The sequence below is a fragment of the Cryobacterium sp. MP_M3 genome, from assembly GCF_015752155.1.
GTDB lineage: Bacteria > Actinomycetota > Actinomycetes > Actinomycetales > Microbacteriaceae > Cryobacterium.
Genome location: NZ_JADOVI010000008.1, coordinates 107,009 through 118,444 on the forward strand (window position 1 = coordinate 107,009; position 11,436 = coordinate 118,444).

Below are 11,436 nucleotides of genomic sequence, written 5' to 3' on the forward strand. Positions count from 1 at the left end.
GGTCAGCCTGCCCGTTCCCGGAGGAACCCGGCCGCGTCGTTCGACGGGTGCGGTTCACCGCCCCCGAAGACCACCGAGGCCTTTCGCGTCGTTCCTCCGCCGTGCCCGGCGGCGGCGACGACCGTGACGCACACCCCGGACAGGGCCCCGTGGCCGGGACCCAGCCCTTCCCAGTCCCGGGCCTCGAGGGTCAGCTCCGCCTCGCACTGCGCCCACGGTCCGGCGACGAGGAGGACACCTCCCCGCTGGCGGAGCCGCGCGGCGAGACGGGCGGCATCGGCGGAACGCGCCTGGAGCGGCGGGCGCACGGCCACGACCGGCAGGACGTCCACGAGTGCGGCCGTCACGGCCAGCCAGCGTTCACCCGGCAACGGCACCTGAATGGTGCGGTCGAGGGCGATTCCCAGGCCTGCGGCCGCTTCGATTCCGAAGTCCGGCAGGCTGACGACCCCGCACCATGCGCCCTCCCGCGACGGGGCGGCGAGGAGGGCCATCAACAGCAGGGTGGAGTTCGGCACCGTGTACACGCACCCGCGCCGCAGCCCTCCACCGGGGAAGAGCCCGGCCAGGGCAGGCAGGGTCGGCAGATGGCCGCCGAGTCGGGTGGCCTGCATCGCGTCGATCCGGTCCTGGAGCCCGGACGCAGGCCCACCACCGGACGGTGACGACAGGGTGGCGGTTGCACTGGACACACCACCATAATCGAACGTATCTTCGATTAAGTCAATGGTCTCTCTCGGCGGCATTTCCGGTCGCCGCGGCTGCCTCACGGGCGAGGAAGGCGCCGAGTTCACCGATTGTGCTCATCAGCGGCGCCGGGAAAACGACCACGGTGTTCTTGTCCACCCCGATCTCAACGAGGCTCTGCAGGTTCCGGAGCTGCAGGGCCAGCGGGTGCGCCATCATCGTGTCCGAGGCGTCGCCGAGGGCGGCCGCGGCAAGGGACTCGCCCTCCGCGTTGATGATCTTCGCCCGCTTCTCCCGTTCGGCCTCGGCCTGCCTGGCCATCGCCCGCTTCATCGTGTCGGGGAGCAGGATGTCCTTGAGCTCGACGAGGGTGACCTCCACGCCCCAGTCCAGGGTCTGCACGTCGAGGATCTCGCGAATATTGACGTTGAGGATGTCCGTCTCGGCGAGGGTCTCATCCAGGGTGTGCTGGCCGACGACCTTCCGCAGCGTGGTCTGGGCGATCTGGTCGATCGCGGCGTGCACGTTCTCGATGGCGATCACCGACTTCACGGGGTCGACGATCCGGAAGTAGGCGACGGCGGACACCCCCACGCTGACGTTGTCCCGGGTGATGATGCCCTGGGATTGGATCGGCAGGGTCACGATCCGCAGGGCCACGCGGTGCAGCACATCGACGAACGGGATGATGAAGGTCAGTCCGGGCTGGCGCGTGCCGATCAGACGCCCGAACCGGAGCACCACGCCCTGCTCGTACTGTTTAATCACCCGGATTGAATTCGTGGCGACGATGAACGCCAGCACGAGCACGACCGCCAGAACCACGATGAACACGACCATGGGGGACTCGCTTCCACGGCGAACAGGCGCCGATGCCCCGATTCTGCTCCCACCGGCGCCCGCCCGCCAGTGCCCCGGCGCATGGTCACCGGCAGCAGCGGTAGTAGCCTGTCGCTATGTGCGGGCGATTCATCATCACGGATACGGCGTCTGACCTCGCCGCCATGTTCGACGTCGCGCACGAGGGTGAAAACCTTCCCGAGCCCTCGTGGAACATCAAACCGACCGAGCAGATACCGATCGTGGTCGAATCGGCGAAGTCCGGGCCCGTCGTGCGCCGCCTCGAATCCGCGCGGTGGTCCCTCGTCCCGTCCTCCTCCACCGAACTCGCCCTCGGCTACCCCACCTTCAACGCCCGCGCCGAGACGGCGGCGGAGAAGGCCACCTTCCGCGCCTCGGTCGCGTCCGGCCGTGCGCTCATCCCCGCGACCGGCTACTTCGAGTGGCACGCGGTCGGCACGGAGAAGACGCCCTATTTCATCCACTCGGATGACGGCCTGCCGCTCGCGTTCGCCGGCCTCTATTCGTGGTGGCGCAATCCTGTCCTCGCCGCCGACGATCCGGCGCGCTGGGTGCTCACGGCGACCATCCTCACCACCGACGCGGACGGCCCGCTGCGCGACCTCCACGACCGGATGCCCGTGGTGCTTCCCGAGGAATGCTGGGACCAGTGGCTCGACCCGCACACGGTCGGCGACCAGGCCCTCGTCGACGCTGCCGTCGAGGCATCCCGGGAAGCGAGCGCGGCGCTCCGCTTCCACCAGGTTGCCCCGGTGACGGGGAACGGCCCCGAACTGATCGAACCGGTCGGCGCGCGAGCTGCGGGCTGACCGGCCGCCCGTTCCCTCCCCGGGACTTTCACCCGGTACGCTCGACTCATCGGCCCGGCGAACCTGTGCGGGCACCCCTTGAGAGGACCCCCCCCATGAAAGTCGTCGCCTTCATCGTCGCCATGGCGATTTTCATCCTCGGATTCTGGCTCTTCGGGCTCGCCTTCGCGGTGACCGTCGGCCAGCTGCCGATCTTCTTCGGCGGAATCCTCTGCGTCGCCTTCGCCGTGTACATCCCGGTCCAGCTGCTGCGCGACTAGACCGTCATGCTCGCCGAGCAATTCACCGACCCGGTCGCCTTCCACGCTGAGGGTCCGGTCTGGTCGGATGGCTGGGGCGGCCTGCGCTGGGTGGACATGTTCGCCGGCGACATCCTGTCGCTCGACGGCGACACGGTCAACCGCCGCAACGTCGGTCCCTTCGTGGCGGCATTGCGTCCCCGGGCATCTGGCGGCGCGGTGATCGCCCTCGAACGGGGGTTCGCCCTCGAGGACGCCTCCGGTGACCTGACCCGTCAGGATTGGTTGTGGGACGAACCGGGCATGCGGATGAACGAGGGCGGCTGCGACCCGCATGGCCGGTTCTACTGCGGGTCGATGGCCTGGGACCAGCGGGCAGGGGCCGGGTCGCTCTACCGGCTCGAGGCCGACGGCCGGGTCAGCGTGGTCCAGGAGGACCTGACCATCTCCAACGGGCTGGAGTGGAGCCCGGACGGGTCCCTCGCCTACTACAACGACACCCCCACCGGCCGGGTCGCCGTCTTCGACTACGACGCCGAATCGGGCCTGACCGGACTGCGCACCTTTGCCGAGATCCCCGCCGACGCCGGCTACCCCGATGGGCTGACCGTCGACAGTGACGGATGCGTCTGGGTGGCGCTCTACGCGGGAGGGGCGGTGCGGCGCTACACGCCGGACGGCATCCTCGACGGAGTCGTCGAGGTCGGGGCGCACCGGGTCACCGCCTGCACCTTCGGCGGTCCTCGGCTCGACCGGCTGTTCATCACCACGTCGCGCGAGGACCTGGAACCCGGGGAAGACCCCCTGGCCGGATCCCTGTTCGTGGCCGACGTGGGGGTCACCGGACGGCCCGTTCGGGAATTCGCCGGCTGAGCGTCAGCGCAGGAGCCCGGCGACGAGGTTGATCAGGGTGGCCAGGATGACCGAGCCGAACAGGTAGGACAGCAGGCTGTGGCGGAGCGCCGTCATCCGAATCGAATGGTCCTCGATGTTCGTGTCCGACACCTGGAAGGTCATCCCCAGGGTGAAGGCCAGATAGGCGAAGTCCCCGTAGTCGGGCGGTGCCGTCTGGTTGAAGTCGATCCCGCCGTCGACGCCGGAGTAGTACAGCGACGCGTACCGCAAAGTGAAGAGCGTGTGCAGCAGGACCCAGGACAATGCGACGCTCAGCACAGCCACCCCGGCCTGGATGCCCTGCTGGCCGGCGGTGGTCTGGGTTACCAGTAGGAGGAACGCGACCGCGCCGAGGCTGGCCAGGCTGGTGAGTACGATCAGGAGGTCCGCGACCCCCCGCGACGGGTCTTCCCTCGTCGCATGGCCGGCGGTTGTGACGGCATCCATCGGGGCGATCGTGAGCCAGACCCAGGCGACATAGGTGATGCAGGCCACGCCCCAGCCGGCGATCGGCGCGAGTGCCCAGTCGCCGGACAGGCCGGTCAGCACCGCCGCCGCGATTCCCAGCACCGCCATCACGACCAGGCGGGTGCTCGAACGGTGGACCTTCAGGACTCCGATGGGCTTCACCCGCTGATCGTCCCACAGAAACCGGCCGGGGTGCCCCTGGCCGGCAGCGTGGCGCGTGCGGCGAGATTCCAGCAACGATCGATAGGGTGAATACAGGAAAATCGACCGTTGAACCCGAAAGTGACCGCGAGGATGTCAGAAAGCCCGGCCGCGGCTTCACCTTATGAGGTGTTGGGCGTCACGCCGTCGGCGAGTGCCGAGGAGCTTCGCCGCGCCTACCGCCGTCTGCTGCGCCAGACGCACCCGGATGTCGGCGGCAGCGCCGTGCAGTTCCACGCCGTGCAGGTGGCCTGGGAACGGGTGGGCACTCCCGACAGCCGGGCCGCCTACGACGGCCTGCGCTACCCGGACTCCGGTGAGCCGCCCGTCCACGCCGCCCACGCCTCGGCGCACACGGCCGGCCAGGCCACTCGCTCCGGGCTCAAGGCGCGGATGTACGGCCACCCGGGCGGGCTGGCGCGGCAGCGCTACCTCGACCTCCTGCGCGAATGGGCCGGCCGCGGCACCACCATCGACGACCCCTACGCGCCGGCGCTCGTGCGGTCGGCCCCGCGGGAGATCCGTCACTGCCTGGCGAAGGCCCTCGCCGAAGAGTCCACCGCCCAGCAGATCAGCGGACTGGGGATCGGCTTCACGGCGTGGCACGACGTTGCCGCGGGCGGGCACGTCGACAAGATCGACCATGTCGTGCTCGGGCCGGCCGGGCTGTTCGGGGTGCTCTCCGAGGACTGGGGCGCACCCGTCCAGTTGCGGCGCGGCGAACTGGTCGGCGAGTCCCTCCACGACGAGGACCACCCCGTCGACAACTTCACGGATGCCGCCCGCGCCCTGGCCAGGTCGCTCCGGGTGCGCTTCACCGCGATCGTGATCGTGCTGCCCGACGATGCCGTCTCGGAGCCCCTGACGGTTCCGGGTCGCGGACGGCGCCCCACTGTGATCACCGTTCCCCGGTCACGGCTGGTCGGGCTGTTGCGCGACGGCCTGCCCGGCATGGAGCGAGGCAGCTTCGAGAAGGTGTTCGAGCTGCGGAGCCGTCTGCAGGACGGCATCCGCTTCATCGCGGACTAGCGAAGTCCGAGCTTGTCCACCCAGAAGCCGAGGAACTGCGCCCCGGCCTCGTCGTGGATCAGGTCGCCCTCGACGATGATCGGATAGGGGCGGTCGAGGATGCCGTCGGCCGGTCGCACGTCGACGTGGGACACGTCATAGCCGGCCGCGTGCAGGTGGTCGGCCATCAGGTAGTCGCTGCGCGAGTCCCCGACCGAGCGCCAGACGCTCGGGAGCGGACCGGACTGGGCGAAGAAGGCGAGCGCGCGCTCGGCGCCCCGGTCCTTGTCGAGGGTGACCGACTCGATGTCGGTCGAGATGATCGTCGGGTCGATCCGGAACGGCACGGCACCGTCCGCGTCGGCCACGACCCGATCGCCGAACCGCACCCCGAGACCGAGACCGGTCAGCACCGAGAACGCGGCCTCGTTGAACCGCGCGGCGGCGGCCTGGTAGACGGCGTGGTCGGCATCCGTGCGTTGTTCGACGGAGACCATCGCCTGCTTCGTCTCGTCGAAGAACATGGTGTCGGCGAAACGGTCGGACACCAGCCGGCGCAGGGCCTCGACGGCCTCGGCGGGGAGGGCGACGGAGTCATCGACGACGACCGCGCCGATGCCGGCGGCGGTGATCGGGAACCAGACGGCGCCCTTCTCGCAGACACCGTACATGCGCATCGTCTCGGGCAGCCCCGCGGCGCGGAGGGGAACGACGACCTGGTCCCGGATGAACGCGACCGACCGTCCGGTGACGAACGCGATCGGGACGTTGGCGCCGGCCAGGGTGATCAGGTCGGTGATGATGCTCGCGGTGGCGATGGTGCGGGTCACCGGGCTGGCGATCGGCCCGTCCACGTCGAGCAGGAGTCCAAGTGGGGAGAGAGATTCGGGCATGAGCCCATTGTTCCACGCGTCGTCAGACCGCACCGGCGGCCGTGGGGCTGCCTACCGCGCCTCGACGATCACCTTTCCGTTCGTCGTCTCCGCGACGATGCTCCGGAGGGCGGCCGGATCGGTGCGTACGGACCCGGTGTCCACGTCTCCGTTCGTCGTTCGGGCCTGCACCCGGTAGGCCACGCCGTCGTCCGGCAGCCGCACGGTGACGGACCCGTTGGTACTGCGGGCCTCGACATTCCGCGGCGGGTCGAGGAAGACGAGGTCGACGCTCCCGTTCGTGGTGGTCGCCGAAGCCTCGCGGGAGGAGGAGTCCCGCACGGTGATCGCGCCGTTCGTCGTGTGCAGGTCGATCCGCTCCCGCGTTCCGCTGGCGGTGATCGCGCCGTTCGTCGTGGCCAGGCGGAGCGGGCCGGTCAGTCCGGCGGCCGTGATCCTGCCGTTCGTGGACTGGGCCGTCACCGGCAGCGAAGCGGGGAGGGTCACCGACACGTCGAACTGGCAGAAGCCGAACCACTGCTCAGGGCAGCCGCCGGTGACGGTGGTCACGCCGTCGACGGTCGTCGCTGTGATGCGGGGCTGGGCCCCGAGATAGCGGCCGGTGGCTTTGACGTGCACCCGGTCGTCGCCGCCCGGCTGGAAATCCAGGGCGGCATCGGGGATGTCGACGGTGACCCTGCGCCCGGCTGCCGCGTCCGCGGCGAGGTCGACAGCGCCGACACGGATGTTGGTCACGGCCACGATCACACCGCCGAGGACCACGAGCAGCACGAAGACGAGGCCGAGGATGAGCCCCAGCCGGACAGGGGCGGACATCCGCCTGGCCGGTTCGCCTGGCGGGAAGTGCCCCTGCGCCTGAGTCATCTGGCCCTCCCGCACTTTCGCTCGATGGTCCTGTCCGGCTTCTCTGGGCGAGACTACCCTCGTCGGCCCGCCGCGTCGGCCCGTCGTGTCACGGGCGACCGGACAGCACAGCGGGCCACACGCGGGCGCACGCAGCGCCTATCCTTGATCGAGATGATTACGAGACGTATGGCCGCCCTGCGGCTGGATATTCCGCTGGAGATGGCGCAGCGGCACGAGCTCCCGTCGCGGATGACCGAGGCCGAGCTGAGGGAGATCGAGCGCAACCCGCCGGCCTGGCTGGTGCAGTCGCGTGCCAATCGCACCGGCAAGAAGCCGGTCTGGGTGGAACTCACCTGTGCCGTCTGCGGTTTCTCCGAGGCGGCCCGCCCGAAGAAGTGGTGGCCGGCCTTCACCTACCTGACCTGTGACCACCACGGTTCGGACGAGCTGCCCGATCCCGCGGGCGGCATGAGCCGCACCGAAGTCGACGGCATCGGCACCCGGTTCATCGGCATCGTCGACGAGGCCCCCTGACCCGCCCTCCCCGCCCAGCCCGTACCCAGTCCGGTACCCCACCCGAACCCAGCCCGTCACCCCACCCGGCACCCCGGTGACCGCCCACCCCGGTGACCGCCCACCCCGGTGATGGGTGTTCTGAATTCAGGTGTAGAGCCCGGAACAGTGCGACGGACGCCCGCCGGCGCCCTGGTTTCGAGGCGTTCTCCTGAATTCGGAACGCCCCGCGGGCCTCTATGGCGGCGGCCGCGAGCCGCGAGCACCGCCGTAGAGGGAACCGTCCTAGATGAACAGGGTGGTGTTCGATTCTGCCGCCTCGCCGAGGAAGGTGGCGACCCCGCCGAGTTCGACGCCGTCCATCAGGTCCGACGGCGCGATGCCGAGCAGGTCCATGGTCATGGTGCAGCCGATCAGGCGCGCGCCGCCGGCCTGGGCCGACTTGATCAGCTCCGGCAGGGAGGCGACCGCGTTGTCCTTCATGACTTTCTTGATCATGGCTGCGCCGGCGCCCAGCATGTTCATCTGCGACAGCGGCATGCTCCCGGCGCTGGAGGGCATCATGGTCGCGAACATCTTGTCCATCAGCTTGCGTTCGCGCTTGGGCGGATCGATGCGGCGCAGGGCGTTGAGTCCCCAGAAGGTGAAGAACATCGACACCTCCTCGCCCATGGCGATCGCGCCGTTGGCGATGATGAAGGCCGCGATGACCTTGTCGAGATCGCCCGAGAAGACGACGAATGAGGTCTTGCCGGGCCGGGGCTCCGTCGGCGTGTTGGCCGACGTGGTCGCCGCTGTGGCCGCCCCGCCCTTGCGCATGGTCGCGACGTAACCGGATCCCTCCGGCTCGATGGCCAGCAGTTGGTGGCCGTTCCGCCTGGCCCAGACCGGCGCGTCGCTGGCGAAGCCGGGGTCGGAGACGTGCACGACGACCTCGTCGCCCGGGGTGAGCGACTTCATCTTGTCGGAGAGCTTCATGATCGGCCCGGGGCAGGCCAGACCCGAGCAGTCCAGGTCGACCCGGAGTCCCGTGCCCTGGCTGAGCGCGGTCGCCCGGGCCGCCGCCGCACGAATGTCGGCGGACTCCGCGTATGCGGTCATCGGCAGGGGCGGTTCGTCACTGTCCGGCTTGACCTCGTGCCAGGAGCGGAACGTGTCGGACCCGCCGGAAAGGGTGGCGATGTCGGTGAAGCCGCGCTGCACGAGCGCCCGGTAGGCCAGGTAGCTGCGGAAACCGACCGCGCAGTACAGGCGGAACGGAGCCGTGCGGTCCCAGGCCTCGCTGGCCGAACGGATGTCGCCGAGCGGCACGTTCTCGGCTCCCGGCAGGTGCCAGATCGAAAATTCCTCCGGGGTGCGCACGTCGATCAGGCGGGTGCCGCGGGTCGCTTCGGGATAGTCCTGGGCGTACCAGAGGGTGAGGTCGCCACGGAGCACGTTGCTGGCGACGAAGCCGGCCATGTTGACGGGGTCCTTGGCCGAGCCGAATGGCGGGGCGTAGGCCAGCTCGAGTTCTTCGAGGTCATAGACGGTCAGGCCGGCGCGGAGGGCGGTGGCGAGCACGTCGAGGCGCTTGTCCACCCCATCGAAGCCGGCCGCCTGGGCGCCGAGGATCCGGCCGGTGTCGGGGGAGAAGAGCACCTTCAACTGCATCATGGCCGTGCCGGGGTAGTAGCCGGCGTGCCCGGAGGGGTGCACGTGCACCGCCCGGTAGGGAACCTCGGCGGCGAGCAGCTGGCGCTCGGTGGCGCCGGTGCCGCCCGCGACCATGTCGAACACCTTCACGATCGACGTGCCCTGGGTGGACCGGTATTCGGTCGTGCGGCCGCAGATATTCTCGGCGGCCACCCGGGCCTCCCGGTTCGCCGGGCCGGCGAGCGGGGCGAGCCACTGCCCGGGCAGCACGGTGTGGGGGGTCTCGACGGAGTCGCCCGCTGCCCAGATGTGCGGGTCGGAGGTGCGCATGTGCGTGTCGACGGTCACTCCGCCGCGCGGGCCGAGCTCCAGCCCGGCGTCCCTGGCGAGCAGGGTGTTCGGGCGCACGCCGGCGGAGAGGATGACCAGGTCGGCTTCGAGCACGGACAGGTCGGTCAGTTCGACGTTCAGACCGCCGCCCTTCCGTTCGGTGAAGGCGGCGGCCGCCGTGGACAGGTGCAGGGTGATCCCCCTGCTCCGCAGGTGGTGCTCCACCGGCACCGAAAGCTCGTGGTCGAGCGGTGGGAGGATCTGGTCGCTCATCTCGACCACGTCGACGAGTGCGCCGCGGTGCTTGAGGTTCTCGGCCATTTCGAGCCCGATGTAGCCGGCGCCGATCACGACGGCCCTGACCGGTCCGCGTGCGCCGGTGGCGGCCTGCGCGATCGCGGCGTCGAGCTGTGCCTTGATCACGTCCATGTCGCCGATCCGCCGGAGCACGTGCACGCCGGCCAGGTCGATGCCCGGCAGGGGAGGGCGAAGCGGTTCGGCGCCGGTGCAGAGGGCAAGGGCGTCATAATTTTCAACGTATTCGCGTCCGCTGTCGACCTCGCGGATCGTCACCGTCTGCGCCGCCCGGTCGATTGCGGTGACCTCGTTCCCGACCCGCACATCGATGTCGAGGGATTCACGCAGGCTCTCTGGGGTTTGTAAGAGGAGACGGCTGCGATCCGCGATGACTTCGCCGATATGGTAAGGCAGGCCGCAGTTGGCGAAGGAGACGTGATGGCCCCGTTCGAGCACGATAATCTCAGCGAACTCATCCAGACGGCGAGCACGCGCGGCGACTGAGGCGCCAGCGGCGACCCCGCCAACGACGACGATCTTCATGGAAGTGCCTTTCGGTTGGCCGGATCAGCGACAGGGCCATCCCGGCAGATACCCCCAAGGGTATGCTGGGGTCTAGTGCTGAGAGTACACCTCGACCTGCCGGAGGGCCGAATCGACGCTCGGCGGGCGTGCGGCCCGGTTGCGTGCTTTGATGGCTGCATGAGTGCCGCATCCGCCTCCCGAACCCGGCCACCGGGTCGCCGGCTGGAACTCGTCTACCGGGCCGGCATCGTCCTCAAGGGGGTCGACGGCCTGGTGGAACTGGCCGCCGGGCTGGCGCTCTGGCTGGTTCCGACGCTGCCGGCCACCCTCCTCGCCCCGCTCATGCGAACGGATGCCGACGACCGGGCCACCCGCATCCTGATCGCGCAGTGGGCCGGCCGGCTCGACCGCGACCTGGCCGGCGGACCGCACCTGTTCGTCGTGGCCTTCCTGCTCGCGCACGGCCTGGTCAAGATCGTCCTGGTCTTCTGCCTGCTCAGGGAGTACCCGTGGGTGTACCCATATGCACTCGCAGTGCTGGGATTGTTCGCGGCGTATCAGCTCTATGCGTTGATCTTCGCTCCCGGGATCGGCATGTCCGTCCTGATGCTGCTCGACCTGGTCATCATCGGGCTCGTCTGGCGGGAGTGGACCGTCCTCCGCGCCCGCCGGATCGTTGCCTCGCCGCCCGGCCACAACCGCTGAATAGAACGAGCTCATGCTGAACTCGTCAGGACAGGAAACCGGTTATGTCGTGGCCGCTCTGCTCTTCCAGATGCTCCTCGTCGCCCATTTCGCGCTGCGCCGCTGGAGATTCGATGTCGCGGTGCGGTACGGCTGGATCGTCTACGCGTTAGGCATCCCCGCCGCCGCACTGAGCGTGCTGCTCCTGGCGGGCGGAGCCCCCCGGTGGCAATGGACCGGCGGATTCCTGTACCTCGCCTGGGCGGCGTTCGGATTCGTGGTCGAGTACGTGCGGCAGATCGAGTGGCGCAGTCCGGTCCGGTGGCCGGTCTTCGTTCCGTACCTGGCCCTCTACTTGGCAACCTCGATGTTCTATTGGTGGCCGTTGGCCAGGGTCGGCCTGTGGGCGTGGCTGGCCGGCGCCGTCCTGTTCGTCGCGGCCACCGTGCTCAACGTCACCTCGCATCGCGCGCCAGACGGCAGGACGCCACCCACGCCGTGACCCGGGGGGAGTACTTTGGCGATAGCCGCTCACATTCCGAAGGA

General features: G+C 69.4%; 13 protein-coding genes. 7 read left to right on the plus strand and 6 right to left on the minus strand.

Annotation, left to right across the window (positions count from 1 at the left end):
- Positions 1-2 precede the first annotated feature (2 nt).
- Both IWX89_RS10960 and IWX89_RS10965 read right to left on the minus strand, forming a co-directional pair.
- Positions 3-692, minus strand: coding sequence for a hypothetical protein (locus IWX89_RS10960; RefSeq protein ID WP_196903594.1), 690 nt, complete (start codon positions 690-692; stop codon positions 3-5).
- 31 nt (positions 693-723) lie between these two features.
- A complete protein-coding gene (locus tag IWX89_RS10965; RefSeq protein ID WP_196903595.1) occupies positions 724-1,527 on the minus strand; it encodes a slipin family protein in 804 nt (267 codons plus the stop codon).
- A 116-nt stretch (positions 1,528-1,643) separates the two neighbouring features.
- On the opposite strand from IWX89_RS10965, the gene IWX89_RS10970 reads away from it, so the two are divergent.
- The 3 genes from IWX89_RS10970 (at position 1,644) to IWX89_RS10980 (ending at position 3,469) form a co-directional block, all read left to right on the plus strand.
- Positions 1,644-2,357, plus strand: coding sequence for an SOS response-associated peptidase (locus IWX89_RS10970; protein ID WP_196903596.1), 714 nt, complete (start codon positions 1,644-1,646; stop codon positions 2,355-2,357).
- 95 nt (positions 2,358-2,452) lie between these two features.
- On the plus strand, positions 2,453-2,617 hold the full coding sequence (locus IWX89_RS10975) for a hypothetical protein (protein WP_196903597.1): 165 nt from the start codon (positions 2,453-2,455) through the stop codon (positions 2,615-2,617).
- A gap of 6 nt (positions 2,618-2,623) precedes the next feature.
- A complete protein-coding gene (locus tag IWX89_RS10980) occupies positions 2,624-3,469 on the plus strand; it encodes an SMP-30/gluconolactonase/LRE family protein (RefSeq protein ID WP_196903598.1) in 846 nt (281 codons plus the stop codon).
- A 3-nt stretch (positions 3,470-3,472) separates the two neighbouring features.
- On the opposite strand, the gene IWX89_RS10985 is transcribed toward IWX89_RS10980, so the two are convergent.
- The gene (locus IWX89_RS10985; RefSeq protein WP_307836514.1) at positions 3,473-4,120 is read right to left on the minus strand and encodes a DUF1345 domain-containing protein; all 648 of its coding nucleotides are present in this window, start codon (positions 4,118-4,120) and stop codon (positions 3,473-3,475) included.
- A 168-nt stretch (positions 4,121-4,288) separates the two neighbouring features.
- On the opposite strand from IWX89_RS10985, the gene IWX89_RS10990 reads away from it, so the two are divergent.
- The gene (locus IWX89_RS10990; RefSeq protein WP_307836515.1) at positions 4,289-5,188 is read left to right on the plus strand and encodes a DnaJ domain-containing protein; all 900 of its coding nucleotides are present in this window, start codon (positions 4,289-4,291) and stop codon (positions 5,186-5,188) included.
- Here the strand turns inward: IWX89_RS10990 and IWX89_RS10995 are convergent.
- A complete protein-coding gene (locus IWX89_RS10995) occupies positions 5,185-6,060 on the minus strand; it encodes a hypothetical protein (RefSeq protein ID WP_196903599.1) in 876 nt (291 codons plus the stop codon). The two genes, IWX89_RS10990 and IWX89_RS10995, sit on opposite strands and share 4 nt — an antisense overlap.
- A 51-nt stretch (positions 6,061-6,111) precedes the next feature.
- Positions 6,112-6,924 (minus strand): DUF4097 family beta strand repeat-containing protein, encoded by an 813-nt coding sequence (locus IWX89_RS11000; RefSeq protein WP_196903600.1) that lies wholly within the window; start codon positions 6,922-6,924, stop codon positions 6,112-6,114.
- Between the two features lie 153 nt (positions 6,925-7,077).
- Between IWX89_RS11000 and IWX89_RS11005 the strand changes: the two genes are divergently transcribed.
- A complete protein-coding gene (locus tag IWX89_RS11005; protein ID WP_196903601.1) occupies positions 7,078-7,440 on the plus strand; it encodes a hypothetical protein in 363 nt (120 codons plus the stop codon).
- Between the two features lie 264 nt (positions 7,441-7,704).
- On the opposite strand, the gene IWX89_RS11010 is transcribed toward IWX89_RS11005, so the two are convergent.
- Positions 7,705-10,224, minus strand: coding sequence for an FAD-dependent oxidoreductase (locus tag IWX89_RS11010; protein ID WP_196903602.1), 2,520 nt, complete (start codon positions 10,222-10,224; stop codon positions 7,705-7,707).
- 159 nt (positions 10,225-10,383) lie between these two features.
- Here IWX89_RS11010 and IWX89_RS11015 point away from each other — a divergent pair, with 159 nt between their 5' ends.
- The gene (locus IWX89_RS11015) at positions 10,384-10,911 is read left to right on the plus strand and encodes a DUF2127 domain-containing protein (protein ID WP_196903603.1); all 528 of its coding nucleotides are present in this window, start codon (positions 10,384-10,386) and stop codon (positions 10,909-10,911) included.
- Positions 10,912-10,924: 13 nt separating this feature from the next.
- Positions 10,925-11,392, plus strand: coding sequence for a hypothetical protein (locus tag IWX89_RS11020; RefSeq protein WP_196903604.1), 468 nt, complete (start codon positions 10,925-10,927; stop codon positions 11,390-11,392).
- The last annotated feature ends 44 nt before the right edge of the window (positions 11,393-11,436 follow it).

Bases quoted from the DNA above. Each gene is read 5' to 3' on its own strand.
- IWX89_RS11020 (WP_196903604.1), top strand. From the start codon at position 10,925: ATGCTGAACTCGTCAGGACAGGAAACCGGTTATGTCGTGGCCGCTCTG.
- IWX89_RS10975 (WP_196903597.1), top strand. From the start codon at position 2,453: ATGAAAGTCGTCGCCTTCATCGTCGCCATGGCGATTTTCATCCTCGGA.
- IWX89_RS10970 (WP_196903596.1), top strand. From the start codon at position 1,644: ATGTGCGGGCGATTCATCATCACGGATACGGCGTCTGACCTCGCCGCC.
- IWX89_RS11010 (WP_196903602.1), bottom strand. From the start codon at position 10,224: ATGAAGATCGTCGTCGTTGGCGGGGTCGCCGCTGGCGCCTCAGTCGCC.
- IWX89_RS10965 (WP_196903595.1), bottom strand. From the start codon at position 1,527: ATGGTCGTGTTCATCGTGGTTCTGGCGGTCGTGCTCGTGCTGGCGTTC.
- IWX89_RS11005 (WP_196903601.1), top strand. From the start codon at position 7,078: ATGATTACGAGACGTATGGCCGCCCTGCGGCTGGATATTCCGCTGGAG.
- IWX89_RS11000 (WP_196903600.1), bottom strand. From the start codon at position 6,924: ATGACTCAGGCGCAGGGGCACTTCCCGCCAGGCGAACCGGCCAGGCGG.
- IWX89_RS11015 (WP_196903603.1), top strand. From the start codon at position 10,384: ATGAGTGCCGCATCCGCCTCCCGAACCCGGCCACCGGGTCGCCGGCTG.
- IWX89_RS10995 (WP_196903599.1), bottom strand. From the start codon at position 6,060: ATGCCCGAATCTCTCTCCCCACTTGGACTCCTGCTCGACGTGGACGGG.
- IWX89_RS10980 (WP_196903598.1), top strand. From the start codon at position 2,624: ATGCTCGCCGAGCAATTCACCGACCCGGTCGCCTTCCACGCTGAGGGT.